At 40.6% G+C, this 26,310-nt stretch carries 20 protein-coding genes and 1 riboswitch; of the genes, 4 read left to right on the forward strand and 16 right to left on the reverse strand.

What is annotated here, in order from left to right:
- Nucleotides 1-110 precede the first annotated feature (110 nt).
- The 4 genes from cysS to M4974_RS06600 form a co-directional block, all read right to left on the reverse strand.
- Nucleotides 111-1,526 (reverse strand): cysteine--tRNA ligase, encoded by a 1,416-nt coding sequence (gene cysS / locus M4974_RS06585; protein WP_248706563.1) that lies wholly within the window; start codon nucleotides 1,524-1,526, stop codon nucleotides 111-113.
- Nucleotides 1,527-1,603: 77 nt separating this feature from the next.
- A complete protein-coding gene (gene gltX / locus M4974_RS06590) occupies nucleotides 1,604-3,100 on the reverse strand; it encodes a glutamate--tRNA ligase (RefSeq protein WP_248706564.1) in 1,497 nt (498 codons plus the stop codon).
- Nucleotides 3,101-3,173: 73 nt separating this feature from the next.
- Complete coding sequence (radA, locus tag M4974_RS06595; RefSeq protein WP_248706565.1) at nucleotides 3,174-4,541, reverse strand: DNA repair protein RadA; 1,368 nt, start codon at nucleotides 4,539-4,541, stop codon at nucleotides 3,174-3,176.
- On the reverse strand, nucleotides 4,541-5,086 hold the full coding sequence (locus M4974_RS06600; RefSeq protein ID WP_248706566.1) for a dCTP deaminase/dUTPase family protein: 546 nt from the start codon (nucleotides 5,084-5,086) through the stop codon (nucleotides 4,541-4,543). The genes radA and M4974_RS06600 overlap by 1 nt, the downstream gene beginning before the upstream one ends.
- 102 nt (nucleotides 5,087-5,188) lie before the next feature.
- On the opposite strand from M4974_RS06600, the gene M4974_RS06605 reads away from it, so the two are divergent.
- Nucleotides 5,189-5,464, forward strand: coding sequence for a GNAT family N-acetyltransferase (locus M4974_RS06605; RefSeq protein WP_248706567.1), 276 nt, complete (start codon nucleotides 5,189-5,191; stop codon nucleotides 5,462-5,464).
- A gap of 50 nt (nucleotides 5,465-5,514) precedes the next feature.
- Here the strand turns inward: M4974_RS06605 and M4974_RS06610 are convergent, their stop codons facing one another.
- On the reverse strand, nucleotides 5,515-7,653 hold the full coding sequence (locus tag M4974_RS06610; protein WP_248706568.1) for an ATP-dependent Clp protease ATP-binding subunit: 2,139 nt from the start codon (nucleotides 7,651-7,653) through the stop codon (nucleotides 5,515-5,517).
- 48 nt (nucleotides 7,654-7,701) lie between these two features.
- A complete protein-coding gene (locus M4974_RS06615; protein ID WP_248706636.1) occupies nucleotides 7,702-7,953 on the reverse strand; it encodes a transcriptional regulator in 252 nt (83 codons plus the stop codon).
- A gap of 158 nt (nucleotides 7,954-8,111) precedes the next feature.
- On the opposite strand from M4974_RS06615, the gene M4974_RS06620 reads away from it, so the two are divergent.
- Together M4974_RS06620 and rlmD are read left to right on the forward strand one after the other, a co-directional pair.
- The gene (locus M4974_RS06620) at nucleotides 8,112-9,275 is read left to right on the forward strand and encodes an AbrB/MazE/SpoVT family DNA-binding domain-containing protein (protein ID WP_248706569.1); all 1,164 of its coding nucleotides are present in this window, start codon (nucleotides 8,112-8,114) and stop codon (nucleotides 9,273-9,275) included.
- A gap of 21 nt (nucleotides 9,276-9,296) precedes the next feature.
- Nucleotides 9,297-10,724: a 23S rRNA (uracil(1939)-C(5))-methyltransferase RlmD gene (gene rlmD / locus M4974_RS06625; protein ID WP_248706570.1), complete on the forward strand. Its 1,428-nt coding sequence runs from the start codon at nucleotides 9,297-9,299 to the stop codon at nucleotides 10,722-10,724.
- A gap of 48 nt (nucleotides 10,725-10,772) precedes the next feature.
- On the opposite strand, the gene essC is transcribed toward rlmD, so the two are convergent.
- The 5 genes from essC to adhE form a co-directional block, all read right to left on the reverse strand.
- On the reverse strand, nucleotides 10,773-15,209 hold the full coding sequence (gene essC, locus M4974_RS06630) for a type VII secretion protein EssC (protein WP_248715868.1): 4,437 nt from the start codon (nucleotides 15,207-15,209) through the stop codon (nucleotides 10,773-10,775).
- Nucleotides 15,193-16,377 (reverse strand): type VII secretion protein EssB/YukC, encoded by a 1,185-nt coding sequence (locus M4974_RS06635; protein WP_248706572.1) that lies wholly within the window; start codon nucleotides 16,375-16,377, stop codon nucleotides 15,193-15,195. The genes essC and M4974_RS06635 overlap by 17 nt, the downstream gene beginning before the upstream one ends.
- A 1-nt stretch (nucleotide 16,378) precedes the next feature.
- A complete protein-coding gene (locus M4974_RS06640; protein ID WP_248706573.1) occupies nucleotides 16,379-16,630 on the reverse strand; it encodes a hypothetical protein in 252 nt (83 codons plus the stop codon).
- Between the two features lie 245 nt (nucleotides 16,631-16,875).
- Entirely contained in the window at nucleotides 16,876-17,172 is a 297-nt protein-coding gene (locus tag M4974_RS06645) for a WXG100 family type VII secretion target (protein WP_248706574.1), read from the reverse strand.
- Between the two features lie 284 nt (nucleotides 17,173-17,456).
- A complete protein-coding gene (gene adhE / locus M4974_RS06650) occupies nucleotides 17,457-20,159 on the reverse strand; it encodes a bifunctional acetaldehyde-CoA/alcohol dehydrogenase (RefSeq protein WP_248706575.1) in 2,703 nt (900 codons plus the stop codon).
- Between the two features lie 272 nt (nucleotides 20,160-20,431).
- Here adhE and M4974_RS06655 point away from each other — a divergent pair, with 272 nt between their 5' ends.
- Nucleotides 20,432-21,136 (forward strand): hypothetical protein, encoded by a 705-nt coding sequence (locus M4974_RS06655; protein ID WP_248706576.1) that lies wholly within the window; start codon nucleotides 20,432-20,434, stop codon nucleotides 21,134-21,136.
- A gap of 17 nt (nucleotides 21,137-21,153) precedes the next feature.
- Here the strand turns inward: M4974_RS06655 and thiD are convergent, their stop codons facing one another.
- The 5 genes from thiD to M4974_RS06680 form a co-directional block, all read right to left on the reverse strand.
- Entirely contained in the window at nucleotides 21,154-21,966 is an 813-nt protein-coding gene (gene thiD, locus M4974_RS06660) for a bifunctional hydroxymethylpyrimidine kinase/phosphomethylpyrimidine kinase (protein WP_248706577.1), read from the reverse strand.
- Nucleotides 21,963-22,544 carry a folate family ECF transporter S component gene (locus M4974_RS06665; protein ID WP_248706578.1) on the reverse strand — a complete coding sequence of 194 codons (582 nt, stop codon included), beginning with the start codon at nucleotides 22,542-22,544 and terminating at the stop codon, nucleotides 21,963-21,965. Before M4974_RS06665 ends, thiD begins: the two co-directional genes overlap by 4 nt.
- Before the next feature lie 34 nt (nucleotides 22,545-22,578).
- A riboswitch (THF riboswitch) is annotated at nucleotides 22,579-22,673 on the reverse strand.
- A 72-nt stretch (nucleotides 22,674-22,745) separates the two neighbouring features.
- Nucleotides 22,746-24,257 carry a peptide chain release factor 3 gene (prfC, locus tag M4974_RS06670; protein ID WP_248706579.1) on the reverse strand — a complete coding sequence of 504 codons (1,512 nt, stop codon included), beginning with the start codon at nucleotides 24,255-24,257 and terminating at the stop codon, nucleotides 22,746-22,748.
- Nucleotides 24,258-24,313: 56 nt separating this feature from the next.
- Nucleotides 24,314-25,249 (reverse strand): ABC transporter ATP-binding protein, encoded by a 936-nt coding sequence (locus M4974_RS06675; RefSeq protein WP_248706580.1) that lies wholly within the window; start codon nucleotides 25,247-25,249, stop codon nucleotides 24,314-24,316.
- Between the two features lie 3 nt (nucleotides 25,250-25,252).
- A complete protein-coding gene (locus M4974_RS06680; RefSeq protein WP_248706581.1) occupies nucleotides 25,253-26,305 on the reverse strand; it encodes an ABC transporter ATP-binding protein in 1,053 nt (350 codons plus the stop codon).
- Nucleotides 26,306-26,310: the final 5 nt, after the last annotated feature.

The following is a 26,310-nucleotide window of genomic DNA, read 5'->3' on the forward strand; positions in this document are numbered from 1 at the left end:
CTCGCTTGTCAACAACAACTTTTTTAAGTTGTTCATCTCGCTCGCCTCGCAACAGAACTTTATTACTATACCAAGTTTCTTTTTACTTCGCAAGCTCTTTTTTATATTTTTTATTTTCTCTCCCACTCTTGGCCTTGCACAGTATCTCTTACCACTACTCCTTTAGCCAGTAGTTCATCCCGTAGTCGGTCCGAAGCAGTAAAGTCTTTCATCAATCGTGCTTGAGCACGAGCATCCAGCAGCTGTTGTTCTTCCTCATTTAAGGATTCTTTTAGCTCCAAGTTATCAATGCCAAAAATACTCGTTAAAGTTTGGAGAGCATCTAGTAGATGGTGAGCAGTTGCTAGCTGTAATGAGTTTTGATCAGCGTACTGGTTAATTAGCGTAACTAACTCAAAAATTACTGCTAATCCGTTCTCAGTATTAAAATCATCATCCATCGCATCCATAAAATCAGCTTTAATTAATTTTAACTGTTCTTCAACAGCTGCGTCGGTACTATCTTTAATTGATTCTACGGCTACACGTTTAGCCAATCGGCGATAGGCCCGACGAATACGATCAAGTTCTATTTGGGCTTGTTCCAGCGTAGTGTCGCTATAATTAATTGGCCGACGATAGTGCGTTTTGGTCAACAAGAAGCGTAGGGTTTGAGCATCGGAATACTGGGAAAGTAATTCATGCACCGTCGTAAAATTTCCCAAAGACTTAGACATTTTTTCTTGATTAACATTTACGAACCCATTATGTAACCAATACCTTACAAATTCTTCACCACTATGAGTTTCTGATTGAGCAATTTCGTTAGTATGGTGTGGAAAAGCCAAGTCAATTCCACCACCGTGAAGATCAATGGCTGGGCCAAGATACTTATCAATCATGACCGAACATTCAATATGCCAACCGGGACGACCAAAGCCCCATGGTGAGGACCAAGCTTGAACTCCCGAACGATGTTCACCCTTCCACAGAGCAAAATCAATTGGATCTTCTTTGCGCAGTGCCTCTTGAGCGTTTAAGCGACCAGCTGCGTTTTCTTCCATTTCGTTTAAATTCTGGTGGGATAGAATACCATAATTAGAGAATTTTCGAGCCCGAAAATAAACATCCCCTTCAACCTCGTAGGCATAACCTTTTTCCAGCAAATCAGTTACAAAGTCAATAATTTCAGTCATTACCTCAGTTGCTTTGGAACGGACAGTGGCCGGTATAATATTTAATTTCGCCGTATCTTGATCAAAAGCCATTTCATATTTTTGCGCCAATTGAGCTTCAGTCAACCCCTCTTTTTGAGCTTGCTGAATAACCTTATCACCCAAATCAGTGAAATTAGAAACGTAGTCCACCTGATAACCACGGTATGTTAAGTAACGACGAATTGTATCAAAGGCACTTGCTGACCGTGCATTTCCCAAATGAATATAGTTATAGACCGTTGGACCACAGACATACATTTTAATGTGGCCTGGGGTTATCGGATTAAAGGTTTCTTTAGTTAGCGTATAAGTATTATAGACTTTTAACATGGTTGCTCTCCGTAAATAGTTCCTCTAATTATAACAAATAAAAAAAGATGCTTGAGCACCTTGCATCTTTTCAACCATTAACCTAAATATTTTTTAGCCACGGCATCCATAGTTGCCAAAACCTTATTTTTATCCAGTAATACTAACATCTCTGGTAAATTAGGACCTTGAATCTGGTGTGTAGTAGCAATTCGAATCGGATTCCACAAATTACGACCCTTAATCTCTAAATCGTTTTGAATTGAACGAATAGTCGCCATATATTCTTCAGCGCTAGCATCCGCTGGCAAAGCTTGATAGGCTTTTTTCCAAGCCTGATAAACTTTATGGCCATCTTCAGAAGTTAGATATGATAACATTTCATCAGAAATTTCACCTAACTCAAAGAATGGTTCCCGTACCAAATCAACAATTTGACGGGTATATGAAATACCATCCACTCCGGCTACCTCAATCACATTAGCTAGCCAATCTTTTTTCGTCTGGGCCTGTTCTTCAGTAATTAGGCCAGCATTAACTAGTTCTTGAATTAACTGTGGCATTACCTTCTCTTTATCACGGCGCATCCACTGGTTATTAATCCACTCTAGCTTCTTTTGATCGAACTTAGCATTGGCCTTCGTTAAACGCTTTTCGTCAAACATTTGTTTAAATTGATCAAGACTGAAAATTTCATCTTCACCTTTTGGTGACCAACCCAATAGGCCAATAAAATTATCCATGGCCTGGGGCTGATAACCCAATTCACGATACTGTTCGACAAACTGCAAAACATCGTTATCACGTTTGGATAGTTTTTTTCCGGTAGCAGCGTTAATAATCAAAGCCATGTGTCCAAAAGCAGGTACTGACCAACCCAAAGCCTCGTAAATCATCATTTGCTTAGGTGTGTTAGAAACGTGGTCATCCCCCCGTAAAACATGGGTGATTTTCATCAGATGGTCATCAACTACCACTGCAAAATTATAAGTTGGCATACCATCAGCTTTTTGGATGACCCAATCACCACCAACTTCTTTGGCACCAATTTCAATATGTCCCTTAACGATATCATCCCAAGCATAAACTTTATCTTCTGGCACACGGAAACGAATTACGGGTTTCAAACCTTGTGCTTCAAATTCAGCGTATTTTGCTTCCCGCTGACTGTCGGACAAACCTTCATATTCATAAACATAATGCGGCGCTTGTTTTGCTGCTTGCTGAGCTTCTCGCTCTTGAGCCAACTCTTCCGATGTCTTATAAGATTTATACGCCAAACCTTTTTTCAATAGATCATCGATGTAAGCTTGGTAAATGCCATCAGTATTCCGTTCTGATTGGCGGTAAGGGCCAAACTCACCACCCTTGTCAGGAGACTCATCCCAATCTAAGCCAAGCCAAGCCAAGTTTTCTAGCTGAGATTGTTCCCCATTAGCAATATTACGATTAGCATCAGTATCTTCAATTCGAATAATAAAGGTACCGTTGTAATGGCGGGCAAACAACCAATTAAATAGGGCAGTCCGAGCATTTCCGATGTGTAAATATCCAGTGGGTGATGGTGCATAACGAACGCGAACGTCGTCAGTCATTGTATTTTCTCCTATCTACTTCAATTTAATTAAAAAGTTCAAAAACTAGTATACAACAGATTCCGTCTAAAATTTACTCTAGTGCAATCTGCAGCGCTTCTTTTAAGGTAGTCACACCAAGGACTTGCAAACCTTCTGGCAACTCAGCACCGGATAGATTATTCTTGGGGACGATTGCGCGTTGAAAACCTAATTTTCGAGCTTCTTTTAGGCGGCTTTCAATATCAGCTACACTCCGAATTTCCCCAGTTAAACCGATTTCGCCAATAAAAACATCACTAGGCTGTGATTCTTTATCACGATATGAACTAGCAATTGCGACGGCCACTGCTAAATCAATGGCTGGTTCATCTAATTTAACACCACCAGCAGCTTTCAAATAAGCATCCTGATTTTGTAATAGTAATCCAGATCTTTTTTCTAAGACGGCCATGATTAACGAAACTCGATTACGATCTAAACCACTAGCCGTTCGCTGCGCATTCCCAAAAACTGAGGGCGTAACCAAAGCCTGCAGTTCTACTAAAATCGGACGGGAGCCTTCCAAAGCCACCACAATGGCCGAACCAGTGGCACCAGCCAATCGTTCTTCTAAGAAAATTTCGGATGGATTAGCCACTTCTACTAGGCCACGGTCTCGCATTTCAAAAATGCCCAACTCATTAGTTGCACCAAAACGATTTTTTACGGCACGCAAAATACGATACTTATAATGTCGATCCCCTTCAAAATAGAGGACCGTATCAACCATATGTTCTAAAATTTTCGGGCCAGCAATGGCGCCATCCTTAGTAACATGCCCCACAATAAAAATCGATATGTTATTAGTTTTAGCCAATTGAAGTAAATCAGCGGTCACCTCTCGAATTTGAGACACTGAGCCAATGGCCGAACTTAGGTCCGGTTCTTGCATTGTTTGTACGGAATCAATCACCAAAAAATCCGGTTTTAGTTCTTCCACCTGTTTTTTAATCGCGGTCATATCGGTTTCTGGATAAAGGTAAAAATCTTCACCGCCAACATGAAGCCGATCCGCCCGTAATTTAACCTGACTGGCACTTTCTTCTCCGGTCACATACAAAACTTTGCCGGCATGGGCTAATTGACCAGATACTTGGAGTAACAAGGTGGATTTACCAATTCCGGGATCACCACCAATCAAGATCAAAGTTCCCGCAACCACACCGCCACCCAAAACACGATTCAACTCTTGTAACTGCGTTGCTACCTTAGGTGTATTTTCCAAACTAATTTCATTTATTTTTTCAACCTTAGCCGCCCGGCCATCTAGACCAACTCTAGCTTTGCGATTGGTATTTTCAGGTTGGATTTTTTCTTCAACAAAGGTACCCCACTGTCCACAGTTTGGACAGCGTCCTAGATAACGGGCGGAATTGAATCCACACTGAGAACAAATAAATTGTGTTCTTGCTTTAGCCATTAATACTCCCCAGTGGAGCCGAATCCACCTTGACGTTGGGCTTTGGGGATCGTTTGATCGTTATCAGCTAACAAGTAAGGTAGGAAAATTCCTTGGCCAATCCGCTCCCCCTTCTTGATGTGAACGTCTTGTAAGCCAAAATTAATATATTGGAAAAAAATTTCACCCTCGTTGCTGGTATTATCATAATAATCAGCATCAACAACACCCACACCATTCGGCATCATCATTCGCTTTTTAATCGGTGCACTGGAACGAGCCACTAATTGCAAATACTCACCAGCCCCCATGTAAGCTTTAATCCCCGTGGGAATTAATACAGGCTTAAGCATTTCTTGCCAACTAGGGTCGGCTAACACTTTATCAAGGCGCGTCAAAGCTAATGGATTAAGTTTGCGAAATGCATCTTGATGAATAATGCTAGAAATTACGATATCTTGAGCCGCTTCAAAATCATATCCGGCAGCTTGAAAGGTACTGCGTTGTGGCAGTGTTAAATCCTCATTTTGATATTTACTAACAATTTCAAAACCCCGTGTTGTCATTTGTACCACCTCTTAATTTTATCCTTTCTATTATACGGCATTAAGTCGCCTTCCTCACAGTCCGATTTATCGTATAATGAAACCATCTAGGAGGAAAAAACTATGGAATTCCAACATGAACAAGGCCGCTATTACTATCTAGCTGCCAATACTTTATTAGCAGAAATAACCTATCAGGCCAACTCTGACAACACAATCTTAGCAATTGACCATACCTTTGTTGATCCAAGTTTACGTGGCCAGGGTGTAGCGCAGCAGTTAGTTCAAGCAGTCGTTAGCTTAGCTCGGGAAAATCATCAAAAAATCCAACCCCTTTGTTCCTACGCTATCGCTTTCTTTGAACGCTATCATGATGATTATCAAGATGTTTTAATTTAAAAAATCAGCACAAACAAAAAGGATCAAACCTAGGTTTGATCCTTTTTCTATTACTTATCATCTGTAATAACAGCTGAAATCACTACTTTACCATCAACCAAGTTAGCAGCTAATTGCTTTTCACCTGGATTATCAAGATAGAAATCAGTTACTTGATCACGAATCTGTTGTTCAATTACTCGACGAAGTGGACGAGCACCCAGAGCCTCGTCATAGCCTTCTTCAATCAAGTGATTCTTAACATCATCAGAAACTGCTAACGTTAAATCCTTCTTGGCCAAGGTCTTATTAACATCATTTAACATTAAATCAACAATTTGCCTTAAGTCTTCTTTAGTTAAAGCACTGAATTCAACTACGCCGTTGAACCGGTTTAAGAACTCTGGACGGAAGTATGGTGCCAAACGATCCATTAACTTCTTGTCACTTTCTTCATTACCGTTACCAAATCCAGCGTTAGAAGTAGCGATAATCACCGTGTTTTTAAAGTTAACAACGTTTCCTTGCCCATCTGTCAAACGACCATCGTCCATCACTTGCAAAAGCAAAGTCAATACTTGAGGGTTAGCCTTTTCAATTTCATCAAGAAGCACGATTGAGTAAGGATTACGACGAACCTTTTCAGTCAAAGTATTACTGTTGTCTTCATAGCCTACATAACCGGCGGTAGCACCAATCAACTTTGAAACAGCAGTCAAGTCAGAATACTCACTCATATCCAAACGAATGATATTTTCCTTACTACCAAACATATCAAGCGCCAATTGCTTAGCTAGCTCAGTCTTACCAACACCTGTAGGCCCAACGAAGAGGAAGGAACCAATTGGTCGATTACCTTCATCAAAACCAGCACGGTTACGACGGATTGCTCGGGCAACCATTTGAACAGCTTCATCTTGACCAATCACCTTACCAGCCAAACGCTCATCAATCTTCTTTAAGCGTTCGATATCTGAAGCACCCATCTGAGCAACTGGAATACCAGTCAAACGCTCAACTGCTTCAGCCACGTCATTTGGTGTTGCAGTAACCTTCTGATTCTTCTCAGCTTCAGCAATTTTCTTTTGCACATCAGCAATTTCATTTTTAACTTGCAAAGCCTTTTCGTAATCTTCACCGTTAACAGCATGATCACGTTGACTTTCTAACTCACTCAAGCGATTTTCCAAGCTAACCTTACTAGTTACTGGGTTTTTAGCACTCAAGTGAGCGGCAGTCATATCAATTAAATCAATCGCCTTATCTGGCAAACTACGCTGTGGAATATATTGTACTGAGTAATCCACCGCAGCCTTAAGCACAGATTCTGGCAAAGACACATTGTGGTGCTTCTCATAAAGTGGGGCAATTCCCTGCAAAATCTTCAACGTGTCAGCTGGACTTGGTGCATTAACTGTTACTTCGTTGAAACGACGAGCCAAAGCAGCATTCTTCAAAATGGTATTACGGTATTCATCTTGAGTTGTTGCACCAATCAAGGACAACTCACCACGACTTAAGGCGGGCTTCAAAATATCAGCCAAACCTTTACCACCATCTTCACCACCGGTACTTCCAGCACCAAGAATTTGATGGATTTCATCAAAGAACAACACCACATTACCAGCGGCCTTAACTTCTTCGACTAACTTTTGAACATTTTCTTCAAAAGCACCCCGGAACTGAGTTCCGGCTTCAATTGAAGAAATATCGATGGAATAAATTTCCTTACCTTTGATTGGAGCAGGAACATCCCCATTCACAATCGCCTGAGCTAATCCTTCCACAACCGCAGTCTTACCAACACCGGCATCACCGACTAAAACAGGATTGTTCTTAGTCCGCCGACTTAAAATTTCGGCAGTCTCTTGAATTTCGCGGTTACGACCAATAACAGGATCTAACAAACCGTCGCGAGCTTCTTTGGTTAAGTTACGACCCAACTTAGCTAACATACCGCCGTCTTTAACCTGACCAGGCTGTTGTGCGGCTGGCCGACCGTTACCGGCTACATTGGCACCAGCAGCTGCGTCTTGAGGTAATTTACCAGTTTGACGATATTGAGCGAACTCTTCCGGTGTAACCTCGCGGCCATTAATTAGGTAGCGACGGTTTTCTGAGTTCATGCCGTTCATACCACCCATCATGCTATTAAAAATACTATTCATGTCTGATCCAAATGGATCGTACATTCCGTTGTTGTTTGCCATAATATATATCTACCTTCCTTGTTAATTTTTAATATTTATAAAATAGAATTAATTATTCTGTTCGGATTCATCTTCGTCATTAAGATAATGATGTTCTAGCTCACGAAGCACCTGCCACATTTCCATATGTTGCGCTCGTGCTAGAGCATCTAAATCACGAAGATTAAGACTTGTAGCAGTCGTTTGAATCTTATTAAAAGAACGATGAATCGTGGTATAGCCATAGCCCGAGACCTTAGAGACTCGATAAATAGTTAACGCTCGATCATCTAAATACGCTTTGATATTGAAGCGTACCATCATCTTCACCTTCTTTCATATCTACCCTCGCCCTCCTTACGTTTATTATTATAGCACATATATGATATAACACAAGTGTGCTATATCTATTTTTCACTTTTTTTTATAAAATTAGGAAGCATTTAAACTTAAAGTACTGTACTTGGCCGGAGGCCTTCATGTCAAAAGATTATTATCAAATCAATGTTCCCAAACCACTCTTGGAGAAGATTGGTATTGCCCATGGGGAAGAGGTTGAAATCACCCTTAAAAACAAAGCTGTTAATATTACCCGTCCAAATCAGGAAAATCAATCAGAAGATATTTCAATCCGATGGTTCTTATTTCCTTCATTGATTAGCACGGCGATCTTCTTCCTGGTAGCGTACTATCAACAGCGTAGTATCATCCCACTGACAGGCAGCAATTCAATTGCAACTTCCGTGATTTTGCTGGGTGAAATCAGTGGAATGGTTGGTTTTATCTGGACCCATGTACAACAAACTCGCCAGTTATCTAGCCCTGAAGACCGGCGTGTGGCCTGGCGTTTAACACCGACGCTCATCATCGCCTTTGCTACCATGCAAGCCTTTATTACCATCGGTACTTTTTGGGCCATTGGTTATCTTTTTCAAAATGCAAGTTTTGATTTAATTACTGCTACCATTTTATTTTTTATGTTTATTAGTATCACCAATTTTTTGATGATTTATTCTGCCTTACTAGCCTCAACTACTTACATAACAGCTTTGTTAGTGCTAACTATCGTCGGTGGTGTGTTGGTTTCGATGGTGACCAATAGTCAATTATTATGGTGGCAGCATAACTTTAGTTTTTTAGGCACAAATCAAGCCCAATTTTCTTGGACATTTAATGCCACGCTCATGATTTCAGGCTTAATTTGGATTACTTTAATCGACTATTTATTTGTACCAATTCAACAGCGCTTCCCTAAAAATTGGCGATTAATTACGCTACGAGCCCTTTTAACTTTAGATGCGCTAAGCTTAGCCTGCATCGGCGCTATTCCAAACAATCAGGGTTTGTTTCATATTTTGCACGATTCAATTGCTAATTGTCTGATTCTTTTTACTGCCATTCCAATGATTGGTTTAAAAGTCCTTTTACCAAATGCCACTAAGGAATTCATCACTTTTTCTTATTTAACTGCCGGTGGTATGGCCATTTCCATGACCCTTTTTTACATCATCCGCTACCTATCACTGACTGCTTTTGAAATTATTGCCCTTGCATTAGCCATTAGTTGGTTACTATTGTTGATGCAGCACATCCATAAACTATTTCAAACCGATATCCATTCTTACTTTGTTCGGATTGAATAATAGCCACCATAAAGGAAAAATATGTCTTCAAATTATAAACAAGGTTCATATGCAAAGCGTCCCAACCGGAATCAAATTATGGTTAAAGTTGGCCAAAAGTTCCCCCTTACCATTAAACGCTTAGGAATAAATGGTGAAGGAATCGGCTATTTCAAGCACAAAATTGTCTTTATTCCTGGAGCTTTGCCTGGTGAAGTCGTGACTGCCAAGGTAACCGAGGTACAAGAAAAATATCTTCAGGCTCGTGTAGTAACAATTCGTACCGCCAGTCCAGATCGAGTAACCCCTGTTGATGAATTTGCTGATCAAGTCGGTGGTTTTGAACTTGAGCACCTAGCCTATCCAGCCCAACTCAAATACAAAGAAGATTTAATTCGCCAAGCGCTAGAAAAATTCCAACCCAAGGGCTGGCAAGACTATACTATTAAACCAGCCTTGGGTATGGACAATCCCTACCATTATCGTAATAAAGTTCAGTTTCCAGTCCGAAAATATCACGGAGATATTATTGTTGGTATGTTCCAGCGTGGTAGTCATGATTTAGTTGATCTTCCCGATGTACAGACCCAAGATCGTTTAACGATGAAAATCGTTCGTCAAGTCGCTAAAATCTTAGATGAATTATCCGTTTCAATTTATAACGAAGATAAGAATAAAGGGGTAGTTAAAACAATTGTGGTTCGTTCTTCAGCAACCACTGGACAGGCACAATTAACTCTCATTACCAATCAAGTTGATTTTCCTGGGTTACCAGCGCTATTAGAAAAAATTCAGACTAGTATGCCAGAAATAAACGGTATTTTCCAGAATGTTAATCCTGGCCGTCAAAGTTTAATTTGGGGTGAAGAGACCTTTAAACTCTGGGGATCTGATTATTTGGAGGAAGAAATTCTAGGACAAAATTTTGATTTATCCCCACGCGCCTTCTTGCAACTAAATTATGAACAGATGTTAGTTGCCTATGAAGAAGCCTTAACTGCCCTACATCCCCAAGCAACTGACCGATTAGTTGACGCTTACGCTGGTGTAGGAACCTTAGGCCTTTCGATTGCACGACAGGTCAAGGAAGTGCGCGGCATGGAAATTATTCCAGAAGCCGTTGCAGACGCCAATCACAACGCCGAAATAAATGATATTCAAAATGCCAGTTATGAGGCCGGAACGGCTGAACAAATTTTACCTAAATGGCAGGATGAAGGTTGGCTACCAACTGCTTTAATTGTTGACCCACCACGCTTAGGCTTAGATATCAGGCTAAAACGTGCTATTTTAAAATCTCAACCTAATAAAATGGTTTACCTATCATGTAATCCCTCTACACTCGCTCGCGATTTGGTTGATTTAAGTAAAATTTATCGAGTTGACTATATCCAGCCCATTGATATGTTCCCACAAACACCACGGTGGGAAGGCGTTGTCAAACTAAGCAAACGTTCAACATCTAATTAAACCAAAAAGGTCCCTCTAACGTTTATTAGAGGGGCCTTTTTTATATAGTTAAGTTGCTAATTTAATCCGTTGAACCTGGCGATGATTGATATAGTACATTTCATCATCGGCCAATTGAGTTAACTGGCCACTAAATGGTACAGATAGATAATTCTGATTAGACAGAACACCACCGTATAGGCCGACTGTAAAATTATTTTTCACCAACCTGCTAATAGGGTCATAGTTTGTGTTTAAATAAGTACTATTAACCATTAAGAGGAGATGAATTCCGAATTTTTTACCTTGTTGGAAAAGTAATTCTAATTGCTTAACTTGAATTCCTAACTGAATCAGTTCCTGTAAGTCAGTAATATAAATAACCCTGTAATAGTCAAAGTCATTTTTAACTAAACCTTGTTTTACGATTGCAATCAAATCTTGAATTTTAGCCACTATCCTCTGTCGAGCAATCCGTTGCTTTAAAGAGCAATCACGTAGCTCATCATTCACATCTAAAACAAGCCCTTGCCAGTTCTTAGGAAGACTAGTTAATGTTTGTAAAATGATTTGATGTAAGCTATCGCGCTGAAGTAGTCCATCATAAATTAATGAATACACCCCTTCCTGGGTTAAGGATAGTGAACAGATTTTTGCTTCTTCTAATTCTAAGCCAATTGGTAATTGTCCCTTTTTTAACATTAACTGGATTGCTGATTGTGTCCAAAACTTTTTAAAACTAAGATGTCGAGGGACCATGGGAATAGCTGCTGGAACAGCCCCAAACCAAGCATGTTCTAGCGATTTAACCATTGCCCGTATCGTCGATAAGCTATCTTTTCCTGTAGCCACCAGTCCCGTTTGAGCAGTCACTACCCGTCCTTTATATTTCAACTGCAGGCGACCCGGTATATTTTCGACTGGCAAGCGATCACCTCCCAGTAAATGATAGACACTGTGCTCATCATTTAAATAATAAATTAATTTATTGGAAACTAAACTACTCAGCGCGAGACGTAGGCTATTTTCACGCAAGCCAGTTAACAGGAGATACATACCTAATCGACTACCTGCTTTTAATAATTGGACTAATCCTTGCTCAAATTCCTGCTCAAAACCAGCACCATGCAAATTGTCATAACCATCAAATACAATCACTTGAATTACTTCGGGCTCTTTGACTTGCTGACAGTACTGTTGCCAATTAGTTGCCTGATGTTGTTGTAGTAGAGTTTGACGACGATTTAATTCCTGACATAAATAGCGCATAAATTTCAAACATTTTTCAGAATTTTCTAAGGAGCAGACATCACGCACATGCGGTAGTGAATTAAAAATATATAGCCCATTGTGACTAAAATCAAATAAATTAAACTGAAGCAGTCGAGGATTATTCTGTTGCGCTAAAGTCATAATTAAAGTCTGTAAAAAGGTACTTTTACCAGTACCAACACTCCCCAAGATGATTGTATGTCCGGCTCGTTGTATATCAAAATACCAGATAATCTGCTGTTGTTGATCTGGTAAATCAATCCACCCCATCGGAGCCTTTAAATTAAGGTTTTTTTGCCAATTTTGCTCATAATCGATACTATCCAAGTTGATTTTCCGTGGTAAAGGTGGTAACCACGGTTTATCAGGTAGTTGATACCGACTTTGGGTCTGTACTCGCTGAATTTCTCCTAAAATAGCATGCAATTGGCTACCACTAGCCTTCTTCCACAACTGAGTAGTATTTTTCAAAGGCGGAATTGCTTGATTTTGTCCAAAACGGTTAATCAACCAAATATCATCAGCTATTGACATGGGGTTCGATGCCTTGAACGTGTATTTAGCGCCACTCCAAGCTGATTGGAACAATTCATAGCGCTCATTATTTCCAACTTGAAGATAAGCTCGACCAGCTTCTACAATATCGGCTGCATCGGGCGTTTTTAATATTTCATTGGAATCGGCCTGATTTTGGACCTTTAAAGCGAGTTTACAATTCATATTAGACCAAATTTGTTCGTCCACAATCCCACTAGGCTTTTGAGTCGCTAACACTAAATGAATGCCCAAGGAACGCCCGATACGCGCGACTGAAATTAATTTCTGCATAAATTCCGGCTTTTGAGCCTTTAGCTCCGCAAATTCATCTGCTACTAAAAATAAATGAGGTAACGGTTTTTGCGGTGATGCTATTAAAGAAACTGAATTAGTCCCTTTTTGTTTTGCTCGATAGGACGCCATATAATCATTAATGTTGTTCACATGATACTTTTTAAATAACTTTTGACGCTTATGTAGTTCAGCCCGAATACTTAATAAAGTCCGGTTTAGAAGCGACCCATCTAAATTGGTAATGCTACCTAGTAAATGAGGACACTCAGCCAACAGATTGGCCAACCCACCCCCTTTAAAATCAATAGCAATAAAACCAACATCCTCAGGACTAAAATTTACCGCCAACGATAGTAGATAACTTTGCAGTAATTCAGATTTACCCGATCCTGTCGTCCCGGCGATTAAGCTATGAGGCCCGTGTTGACTTTCATGCAAATCAAGTTCGAGAACTTGATTAGATCTTCCAAGTCCCAATGGTACCGCTAAACTCTGACTTGGATTGGCTCTTTGCCAGCGTTGGGCAATGTTTAATTCTTTTACTTGACTTACCCGATAGATATCCAAAAAAGAAACCATTGCTGGTAAAGACTGCTGCTCTAATTGCGGATGGATTAAATTCGCTAAATTCCGAATAAACCGTCGTTGACAAAAACTATTAGTTAGCGATAAGGCCGCAAAGGACTGCTGATAAGCATCCCCCTTCGTCAGCATTTCGCCTACCAGAGTATTGTTGTAGGTTAGAACAGTATCAAGTTCAGATGGTAACTGTCCCTTGTTGCCTTGTACCCAAACAATGCTGATGCTTAAGGAGCTTAAATCCGACAATAATAATGGATAAATTGGATGCTGTAATAGCCATTTGTCTTCCAAAACCACTAATAAATAATGAATAGCAAACTTGACTTTATTTCCACTAGTTGCTTGAACCCGCGCTCGCCTTTGGTTTAATAGTTGGTGAAAAGTAGTTAAAACCAAATACTGGCTCTGCTCATCATAAACAAATCCACGTAAGTCTATTTCTGACAAATCGAGTTGTTTTAACCAGCGCAATGGCCACCAGAATTTTTGATCTTCCGAAGGTAGTAAAACTAAAAATTGAACATGTTGATAACTATGAAAAAAAGCAAGTTGTAGTAACCAATTTTTAACAATTAAACGAGCAATTGCATACTCAGCCACTAAACCGACATTGGTTTGCAAATTTAATGTTATGGGTGCCTGGAATAGATGTTGCTGAGGTTTCAACACCGCTTGCCGTATCTTTACCCAAATACCGGTTGTTTTCAACTCATCATCTTGATATTGAAAGCGATACTGGCTGGTAATTCTTCCCGTACCCACTCGAATTTTTAAAAAATCATCCTTATTTGGTACCCGTTCATAAATACGACTATCGTAAGTGTCAGCCATAGTCATTAGCTGCTTCAAATCCGGATAGCAATCAGCCAGGCGCCGGCTTTCCTGACGCTGTAAATAGCTTAACCGAGCACACTGACGATACAAATATTGCCAGTAATTTTTTTCATCAGCTTGTTGTCGGCGCTTTTGTTGACGTTTATTTTTAAAATATTCCGTCAAGCTCAGGCCAATCGTCACCACAGCCATGATAATCATGGTTATCATCATAACAGGGTTCTGGTGTGATACAAGTACCAACACCCCACTCGCTAAAAGCATCCCCAGCACTGGAATAATGGTTCGCCACAATCCAGTATTAGATTCAGCTGTCATTTGTTGGGGCGTCTTTAACTCAATATCATCACTACTCGGCGGGGCTAATACAAAACGGGAACTAGGATAATGATACGGAAAATCCTTTGGTGACCACTGCATTCCTTGTTGAGGAATTAAACATTTAGAATCATAACGACAACAACCACACACTACCATTATCTGCCAGTATGGTCCTTCATTGATGATTAAGAGCCCATTACAAAAAAGCGTATTTCCCGGCTCAAAGTCGATTTCATCGCCACCAACTGATATGGCCGACCCATTTAAATAAATCTGTTTATTCGCTGCTATTTCAGGAATTTGTAAGTGATAAGTGCCCACTTTTATAGCTGGCTTAACATAAACAATCTGATTAAAAAACTCATTAGTACCTACTAGGTGGCCTGGCACATTTTTCCCACTGATGAGTAGTCGTTGATTAGACGGTTGCACAAAGGATAATATCATTTGTTCATTAGCCACTAACACTACTAAATAACTAGTCGATAAGGAAATAACTTGTCCTAATTCAATCGGTCCGTCTTCATTTAGTTGGACTTGCCCCTGTTTCAGCCAAATTCGCTGGCCATTGGGTAATTTTTCTTCCCATTGTGCTACTGATAGCTCCCCTTGCCAAAAAACAGTATCCCAATAGTAAATTTTAAAAAGGCTAACTGTTTTTTGCACGACCATTTTCTCCCAATTTTTTGTTATATAAATCAATTTCCTTTTGATAAGTATTTAATCGTTTTTCCTTTTCTTCATCGTCTAGTTCTTCATTGCACTCCGTTTCCCGGACCAATTGCTGATAAGCTCTAACAATCAAATCCTGATTTCCAAGTCCCTTAGCTATAGAAATAGCTCGCTGTGATTGAGATCGCCCTAAATAAACCCAATACAATAAATATTGACGTGCTGATCCAGGCATAATATTTTGGCTATTTGACTGACGCTGATCATGATTAACATCTAAGTTAGCGTAAGCAAAGGCAGTAATATACAACAGTTGATGATCAAAACGCTGCGGGTCATCCTTCCTTAAAGTGGTCACGGTCGTTTGATAGTGTCCTTGTTGAAACTGGGATTGGGCCCTAATTACTCGCTGGTGAAATAAGCTTTCTTGATAGCCGTATCCTAAAACAGTTAACAACGTAATGACTAAGACCAGTAATCCCCCAAGTCCCCATTGATAAAAACGATGCTTAACTTTACTAATCTGTTGATATCGCTGGTTATTTTCTGATATTTGCTCAGCTAAACTATGATTTAAATATGTTGATAAGTCTTGTAAATCTTGAGCTTTTTCCAGAGCTAATATTAGTCCCTCCTTAGGCTCATATTCATACCGCAAGAGGCCTGCGTTAGCACTTAAAAGTTCGTAATCTAAATGGGGCATCATCAAATAAGTGACGAGCGCTCTTACCTGTCTAAATTGGTTATCATTGCTACAGTCGTGCCACTCAATTAAACCAACAACGCCCCGATGAGCCACTTGTAAATAATTATCCCCCGCCCACAACAAATTATCTGGATGCCAAAAAACTTGGTTTTGCCCTTGTTGATTTAAAGCTAAAGTTACCAGAGCAATAGCCATTTGTAGACGCTGAAATAGATTTTTTTGAAAAATAATTTGCGATAAAGTCGGCCAATGACAGGGATTATCGTAGGAAATCTGGAGCTCAGTGGCGTTTAAAATAACTCTTCCTTTTAAAAAAGTTGTAGAGGCATCCGCTAAAATTTCCTCCAAAAGCGCCATATCAGTCATAGATAAGGTAACCAATGGTAAGTTAACCTGAAAACCAGTCGTCACTTGGTTAAATTGTATTTTACTGTCCCCATTACTGATTTCAGCCATATTAGTTTGCCACCAACTCAACTATTAACCGCTCCCCATCGCCAATTGCTAAGGCCGATATTGGCCCTTCAAACGTTTGGCTCCTTTGCCAAAGTCGCAAACGATAGGCCGTTTGAATCCCAAACCGTTGTTGTAATAATGGTTTTAAACGTTCATGCAACTGAGCCACCGTAATTTGGCGACTAATTTTTAAATCTAGAGATTGCTCTTGATATATTAATTCTAATGCTATCCACTGCTCTTCAACTGTCATCGCTCATAACCCAGTGACCCTAAAAATCCCCAACCCCCTTTAGGCCATAATCCTTTCAACACTCTCCATATCGGTCCCCAAGTCAGTGATTGACTGCTAGTTACTTGTTGATAAGTCAATAAAAAATCCAGCAGTATCCCAGCTATTGCCCTTATTTTTTCTCGCATAAACACGTTCCTCTTCCATAGTTAAAATAAAAAACGATAGCATACCGCTATCGTCTGGCATTTAATTGAGTTTGCTAATTATTGCAAGCCAAAACGTTGCGCATCTTCTTGATCACGCTGCTCCACCGTGGTTGCATATTGCTTCAATTGGTTATTAATTGAAACCAGCAGCTCATTAAATTGATTTACTTGGCCTTTTAACTGATTATATTGCTCCAAATAGGCCCGAAAAGCGGCACCATTCCACTCTTGTTCAATGGCGCCATTAGTTTGTTCCACCTGGTTAATCGCATCTTGAACCATATCACGGGCAGTGATATAAGTTTGTGCTTGGGTCTGTAATTCTTCGGGGGTAACGGAAATTCTTCCAGCCATATTCATTGTTCTCCATTCTGATTGTCTTATTCAATTCACTACTACACTACTGCCGATGTTGAGTTAGTAAGCCAATGTGTCCCTCTTCAAAAAATGACCTTCCTGTCTCCATCAACAACACAACAATTTATAAGAAAACATCAAATACTAGTCGACGTCCTCAAAATGATTGTACGAACTGGCTTTAAAATTTTTATATCAAATAAAAACACCAGCTAGTTTTACCTAACTGGTGCTTAAATTCTACTTATTATCTTTTAATTATTTTAGTAATCGTCACTTAATTAGAATTGTTCTTCCAACAAAGCTTCAATTTCAGCCAAACTAGGTTGGCGTGGGTTACCAGGCGTGCACTGATCGTTATAAACCAAATCAACTAACTTGGACAAACTATCTTCAAAGTGCTTGCGATCAACCCCATTAGCGGACAGGCTTGGTACAACATCCAAATCCTTGAAGAGCTGATCAATCTTAGCCAACAAAGACTTAACTAATTCAACATCATCCTTACCTTCCAAGCACAAGTGACGCGCAATATTTGCGTAGTCGTGTTGGGCAGTGTATGTCTCATAACGTGGGAATGGCGTCCGCTTAACGTTACCGGTAACAGCGTTAAAGGCGATGGTCTTTGGCATAGCAATCGCAATCGCCAAACCGTGTGGCAAACCAAACTCTCCACCAGTCTTATGGGCAAGTGAATGGTTCATACCCAAGAAGGCGTTGGCAAAGGACATTCCAGCCAAAGTAGCCGCATAGTGCATCTTGATCCGAGCTTCTCGACCGGCATTAGTTGGGTGTTGTGGGTCATAGTGATAGGATTCAACCAAGTTATTAAAGATTAACTTAATGGCTTGCAAGGCCCAAGGGCGAGTCATTTCAGAGGACATAACTGAAACATAAGACTCCAAGGCGTGTGACAAAGTATCAATTCCAGACAATGCCACTGTGTGCTTTGGCACTGTCATAACAAATTCTGGATCAACAATAGCAACTTCTGGGGTCAACTCATAATCAGCCAAAGGATACTTAACATGGGTTTCATCATCAGTAATAACCGCAAATGGTGTTACTTCTGAACCAGTACCTGAGGTAGTTGGAATAGCTACCATTTGAGTAGCCTTGGCATGGCTGAACTTGACAATCCGCTTACGGATATCCATAAACTTCTGTGACAACTTAGCAAAGAGATTCTTAACTGCATCAGAATTTTCTAAAATGCCTGGGTTTGACAATGAATACTCATACATGAAACGAGCAATCTTACCAGCATCAAGGGCTGATCCACCACCAAGCAAAATCACTGTATCAGGCTTAAATTCAGCCATCCGCTGCGCAATTTCAGTGGTTTGTGAGAGAGTTGGGTCAGGGCGCACAGTGCCATAGATGCTAGTTTGGATTTGGTCTTCGTGTAATTCTAACTGACTCAAAACCTTATCAACAAAGCCAAACTGCAACATACCAGGATCAGCGACGATAAAGACCCGCTTAACATCTGGCAAATCTTGCAAATAGCTAATTGAGTTAGACTCGTAATAGATTTCCTTAGGCAAACGAATCCATTGTGGTCGACTCCGACGGCGAGCCACTGTTTTAACGTTAAGCAAATCGTATGTTGACAAGTTGTGAGACAATGAATTCTTCCCCCATGATCCAGTTCCAAGTGTCAATGATGGTCGCATTGCGTCGGTGTAGATATCCCCAACACCACCAATTGAATCGGGTTGGTTAACTAAGATACGCGAAGCACGAATCGCATCGGCATATTCCTTAACAAACGGATCATCTTGGGCACCAATTTGAATAGCGGCATTGTGTCCAGCTCCTTGATAGTCAAGCAAAGCACGGACAATGTCGATTCCTTGCTGGCGATCCTTAGCCTTATAAACCGAAAGTAATGGTGACAACTTTTCAGAGGATAGGGCTTCACCAATATTTTTAGGATCCAACTCGAAAAGCAAAACATCTTTACCGGCTGGTAACTTTACGCCAGCCTGTTCAGCAATCCAACGACCACTCATACCAGCCACTGGCCCAGCAACACCATACCCTTCTGCATTCTTTTTGAACACGAAATCCGCAATCTTTTGGGCATCTTTTTTAGGCACAACGTAGCCACCGTCGATTTGCATCCGTTCCATAAACTCGTCATAGATGCTAGCATCTACAACTGCTGAGTTTTCAGTGGCACAAATCATACCGTTATCAAAACGCTTTGAAAGCATCAAGTCAGAAACAGCTCGATGAACGTTAGCAGTCTTATCAATATAAACCGCTCCGTTACCAGCACCAACACCCATTGAAGGGTTACCAGAAGTCAAGGCCGCATGAACCATGGCCGGTCCACCAGTAGCCAAGATTGAGGCAATATGCGGATTTTGAATTAAAGCAGTTGTTCCTTCCAAAGAAGGCTTCTCCACCCATTGAATAAAGTTTTCAGGAGCACCGGCCTTAACGGCTGCATCATAAACAATCTTAGCAGCGTGAGCCGATGACTGCTGTGCTTGGGGGTGAAAGGCGAAAATAATTACATTACGAGTTTTGGCTGCCAACATTGACTTGAAAATAGTCGTTGATGTTGGGTTAGTGGTAGGCACAATCCCAGCCAAAATACCAAGGGGCGCAGCTACTTCAACCTTACCCAAAATTTTATCTTCAGAAATAACACCAACCGTCTTATCGTGACGGATTGCATTATAAACTGATTCTGAAGCAAAGCGATTCTTAGTATCCTTATCCTCAACAATACCTCGGCCAGTCTCGTCGTGGGCTTCGTGGGCTAACTCCAAAGAATGTTCAGACCCAGCTAAAGCCATCGCCGCCACAATATTATCAACTTGTTCTTGCGAATAGTTTAAGAATTCCTCAGCTGCCTTTTGAGCTTTGGTAATTAGTCCGGCCACCATTGTCTCAGCCGCTTGCTTACGAGCGGCTTTTTCTTCCGGTGTCAAGACTTTTTTAGCTGTCTTCTTTTCAGTGTCTTTTGCCATTTATTAAAATTCCTTTCGGTTAATACCTGTTCGATGGTCTAAGTGTACAACAGTCAATAATGAAAATCAAGAGATTTTGTGATTTATTTATCAAATTAAATTACTACTATTTTTTTTAAAAAAGCCTTTTTATTAGGATATAACATATAAAAAGTAAATTTTCATTATAATGGATTTTCATTTATCGCTTCACTCTGTGATTTTAATAACATTAATTATCATCCTAAATATTTGGTATAATGAGAGGGTCAGTTTATCAATTGGAGGGTAATATGTATTATCGTGATGGGGAGTATTATGAACTAAAACCCTCCCAAACTTTTTTCTACTTTATCGTGGCCTTAATGCTCAATGCTTTTGGAAATGGATTGAGCGTAGCTAGTAATATGGGCTCAGCCCCTTGGACAGCCGGAGCAGCCAACTTAGCTCACCTAACTAGCTGGCCTATTAGCCTTTTTCTAATGTTAATTAGTACTACCGTGGCTGTTGCCAATCTCTTTTTTGCCGATGATTTTGATTTACGACGGCTACTGGGTAATGTGTTCTTTGGCGTCGCCTTTTCCTTTTTAGTCGGATTTTTTACCAACTTCTTTACCCATTTGGGAGTGACAACCTTACCATTAGCTTGGCGAATTCCGATTGATTTATTTGCCGTGATGAATGTCGGTATTGGAATTTCAATTTATCAGCGAGTCAATCTGATTATGCATCCGATCGATGATTTAACCAATATTTTACGGTTTAAGTACTTTCGAGGAAATGCCAGCAAGGCTCAAATGAGTAACTTTGTAGTGGCCATTGCCATTTCATTAACTTGTTTTTTATTTAGCCATCAACTAGTAGCCCTCAACATCGGAACAGCTTTTTCCTTTTTCTTCCAGGGGAAAATTATTGCCATTGCCGATCAACGAATGTTCCCTCACCTAGTTCATGGTGATCTTAATCGAATTCATCGCATTAGAAAAACCAACGCTTAAAACGTTGGTTTTTTTACTTAAATATTTAAATCTTGACTAGCCCAGTGATTAATTGGACCAAATTTATGACCAACTTCAATGGACTTAGAAATAGCAGCCACCGTAACATCATGAGCAATCTTGATTGTATGCTTTAAAGGCTTCCCTTTAGCCAATTCAGCAGCAATCGTGGCCGAGAAGGTATCCCCAGTCCCGTTAATATGTTCCGTATCATAATAAGGATGGACTAACCATTCCTCACTTCCGTCAGCATAGACAACATAGTCATAGACTTGCTCTTGACCAGGACGATGCCAACCTTTCACTACCACATTATCTACACCTAGTGCCTGAATCGCTAAGGCAGCCGCCTTTTGGTCATCCCGATCCTTAATAGTTAAACCAGTTAACAATTGAGCCTCAAAAAAGTTCGGTGTTGCCACTGTAGCCAAGGGTAAAAGCTCTTGTTTTAAGCTGGTAAAGGCCTCATCTTCTAACAATTGAGCCCCGTGTTTGGTCGTAATAACTGGATCAACCACCAAAGGACCAAAATCAGCATTTTTATAAGCTGTCACTACGGTTTTAATTAAATCAGCCGTTCCTAACATACCAGTTTTAGCCGCTTTAATTTTAAAATCGGCCGCTAAAACTTCAAACTGTTTAGCCACAAAATCTAATGGCAGATTTTCGGCAGCCTGAATGCCATAAGAGTTACCAGCCACAGCGGCAACTAAAACGGACATCCCGTAGGTCTGTCGGACAAAAAATGTGTGTAAGTCAGCCTGCATACCGGCCGAGCCATCACAGTCTGAACCAGCAATTGTTAGCACCTGTGGAAAATCGTTAATCATCGTTCCCCTCTTTTCTCACTGAAAAACTGTTGTGTAACCCGGTTAACCAAGTTATTGTTCAGTAAATAATAGGTCATACCTACTTGAACTGGTAAAAACGGTACATTCTTTACTAGTCGTGGCGTTATAAAACTAACAAAAGTTTGCCAACTATGAATCCGGCTGTACATCATGTTTAACCACAAAGAATTCAATCCCACATTGACAATAACAATGACCAAACTAACAGTAATAATCACCCTTAGCCAACCAACCTGCTCTTGCTGATAGTAACCATCAGCGTATATCAGTGCGGCTAGAATGGCTGATACAGTGAATCCCAGGAAAAAACCAGCCCCCGTGGGAAACAAAAAAAACTTTAAAACATCCATCACCGCGGCAATTAGCATTGACCAAAGCGGACCATACCATTTAGCAATTAAAGACGTTGCTATGAAGGTAAAACCAATTTGCAATAGTGGCAAACTGAAGGTTAGTCGTCCTAAAACGATGCTTAGTGCCATTAACAAAGCCAATATCACTAGTTGACGTGTGTTGAGTAGTGGCAACTGCCACTTACTTCGTGTGAAATGTTTCATATTCTGAACCTCCGATGGGAGTGTTCACCGTTATACTGGTGAATGCGATACCTGCATCGCACAAAACTGTTTCGTCAGTGGCCCACATTCCGTTTCCACTGCACTTAACGCACAGGTATCTACCCCTAATTTTATTTTGTCCAAAGACAATCTCATTGTATCAAAAAAACCGTCCATAATTGGACGGTTTAGTAGTAAAACTTACATTTTTTCTTCTAAGTCAATATTAGGATACTTATCTTTAAACCAATTCAAGGCAAACTTATTTTCAAATAAAAATACCGGTTGGTCATAGCGATCACGAACCAACAAATTACGAGAAGAAGCCATCTTTTCATCCAACTGATCTGGATTAATCCAACGGGCAACTTTTGAACCAATCGGTTCAAAGGCAATTTCTACATTATATTCATTTTCCATCCGGAACTTGAAAACTTCAAACTGCAGCTGTCCGACCGCGCCAATGATGTACTCCGTACCACTCCAAGATTGATACAGTTGGATCGTTCCTTCTTGGACCAACTGAGCAATTCCCTTATGATAGGACTTTTGTTTCATGACATCCTTGGCGATTACCTTATTGAAATATTCCGGCGTAAATGTTGGTAAGTCAGGGAATTCAACTGACTTTTTACCAGAATAAATCGTATCACCAATCTGAAAATTACCTGTATCATATATACCAATAATATCTCCAGGTACCGCAGTCTGTACGTTTTCACGTTCCTCGGCCATAAACTGGGTCACATTGGATAACCGCATTTTCTTACCAGTCCGTTGTAAGGTAACGTCCATCCCGCGATCAAATTCACCGCTAACGATTCGCAAAAAGGCGATTCGATCACGATGACGGGGATCCATGTTAGCCTGAATTTTAAAGACGAAACCAGTAAATTGGGTATCACTGGGTTCGACCAAGGAACCATCAATCGTGGCCACCGGTACTGGCGCTGGCGCATATTTCAGATACTCCCGTAAAAATTCAGTGACTCCAAAGTTAGCTAAGGCTGAGCCAAAAAAGACTGGGGTTAACTTACCGTGTGCAATTGCGTCCTCGTCAAACTCGTTGCCAGCATCCTTGACCAACTCAACCTCGTCTTCGCCTTCAGCCACCACTTCAGGATTACTGCTGGCGTTTTTAAAGGGAATTAATTCGTCTTTTTGTAAGTCATAAATTCCTTGTAAAATCTGACCAGAACCAATCGGCCAGTTCATAGGATAAGCCTGAATACCTAGAACTGTCTCTAATTCATCAACCAAATCCAAAGGAGAGCGAGCATCACGATCAATTTTGTTAAAGAAAGTAAAGACTGGAATACCACGTTGCGAGACAATCTCAAATAACTTTTTAGTCTGTGGCTCAATTCCCTTGGCCGCATCCACGACCATGACAACTGAGTCAACCGCCATTAAAGTTCGATAGGTATCTTCAGAAAAATCCTCATGACCAGGAGTATCCAAAATGTTAATTCGCTTACCATCATAGTCAAATTGCAAAACTGATGAAGTAACCGAGATTCCGCGTTGCTGTTCAATGGCCATCCAATCAGATGAAGCTAACTTTTTAGCCCCACGGCCTTTAACAGTACCAGCCTCACGAATCACGCCTCCATGAAGTAATAACTGCTCCGTTAAGGTTGTTTTACCTGCATCGGGGTGAGAAATAATGGCGAATGTTCGCCGATTTTTTAGTTGCTCTTGAAAATTATCCATAGTGCCTTTATTCTACCTGAAAAAAGCTTTAACTGCTAGCAGTTAAAGCTTTTTCTTTATTTTTGATCTTTCCTATATTCTTCAGCTTCGACTGGGGTCGCCAAAACAAAGTGACCATCACCAACCTCAACCATACTACGCTCCTGCCCATCACTTTCTCGACTAGGATTATAAGTGATAGCCTGACGCTGACGTTCAGCTTCAGGATCAGGTACCGGAATCGCTGACAGCAAACTTTTGGTATAAGGATGTAAAGGATGATTATAAACGGCATCAGCTGGGCCAATTTCTAACAACTTACCCCAGTGCATTACCCCAATTCGATCTGAAATATATTTCACCATCGAAAGATCATGAGCAATAAAAAGGTAGGTTAAGGAATGTTTCTTTTGCAAATCTTTCATCAAATTGACAACTTGGGCTTGCACCGATACGTCCAAAGCTGAGATAGGTTCGTCAGCAATGATAAATTTTGGATCCACGGCTAGCGCACGAGCAATCCCGATTCGTTGCCGCTGTCCACCGGAAAATTCATGAGGATAACGACTGGCGTGATCTTTATTTAAACCAACCAAATCTAATAAATGCAAAACTTGAGCATCTCGATCTGCTTTGGATTTAGCTAGATGATGAATATCAATTCCCTCGGCAATGATGTCTTCAACCTTCATCCGGCTGTTCAAGCTAGCATGCGGGTCTTGGAAAATCATTTGACTATCCTTACGGAAATCAGACAAAGCACGCCCTTTTAACTTAGTAACGTCTTGCCCATCAAACAGAATCTGACCGCCACTGGCTTGGTAAAGTTTGAGAATAGTACGCCCCAAAGTTGTTTTACCAGAACCAGATTCACCCACGAGGCCAAACACTTCGCCTTCATAAATATCAAAACTGATGTTTTCTAGCGCATGCACGGCATTTGAACGTCCTTGATTAAAGGTTAAATCAAGATTTTTTATTTCAACTAGTTTAGAAGTTTTATCAGTTGTCATTATTTAAACTCCTTGTGCCTGCATATCGTGCCAGTGCTGCCAACGTTGCAAAATTGGTGCTGGTGGCGTCACTTTGGGTGCGCGTTCATCAAGTAACCAAGTGGCTGCATAATGACTGTCACTGACCTTAAAGAACGGTGGCTGCTGTTCATGGTCAATTGCTAAGGCGAATTGATTCCGGTTAGCAAAAGCATCCCCCTTAGGTGGATACAGCAAATCCGGTGGGGTTCCAGGAATAGCTTCCAAACTTCCCTGCTTAGTATCAGTCGTTGGCATGGAATCTAACAAACCCCAAGTATAAGGGTGCTGTGGATTAAAGTAAATCTCATCAACGGTTCCATATTCAACAATTTTACCGGCATACATTACCGCCACACGGTCAGCAATCCCAGCTACGACACCCAAATCGTGGGTGATAAAAATAATTGAGGAATGGTACTTGGCCTGTTGATCCTTCATCATTCTTAGAATTTGCGCCTGAATAGTAACATCCAAGGCAGTTGTCGGTTCATCAGCAATCAAAATATCTGGATTAGCTGCTAGAGCAATCGCAATCACTGCTCGTTGACGCATCCCCCCTGACCATTGGTGAGGATAATCATTGATGTGCTCCTTGGGCTCAGGAATACCAACCCCGACCATCAACTTTAAGGCCTGTTCCATGGCTTCAGCTTTACTAACATTTTGGTGCTTTAAAATCGGTTCAGCAATTTGTTGTCCAATCTTCATGGTAGGATCCAAGCTGGTCATCGGGTCTTGGAAAACCATGGCAATTTCATTACCACGAATTTTTTGCCAACCTTTAGCATCCAACTTAGACAAATCATTACCCTTAAAAATTAATTGACTATCCTCAGCAATTCGAGCATTTTCAGCATTCAAACCCATTAAGGTTTTGGTAGTGACCGACTTACCCGAACCAGACTCCCCAACAATTGCTAAGGTTTCCCCTTTTTTTAAATCAAAGGAAATATTACGAATAGCTTGGACTTTACCAGCGTAGGTGTTGAAATCAACTACTAAATCTTTTACTTGTAAAATTGTATCATTCATCATCGTCG

It is taken from the genome of Convivina praedatoris (assembly GCF_933208495.1).
Taxonomy (GTDB): Bacteria; Bacillota; Bacilli; order Lactobacillales; family Lactobacillaceae; genus Convivina; species Convivina praedatoris.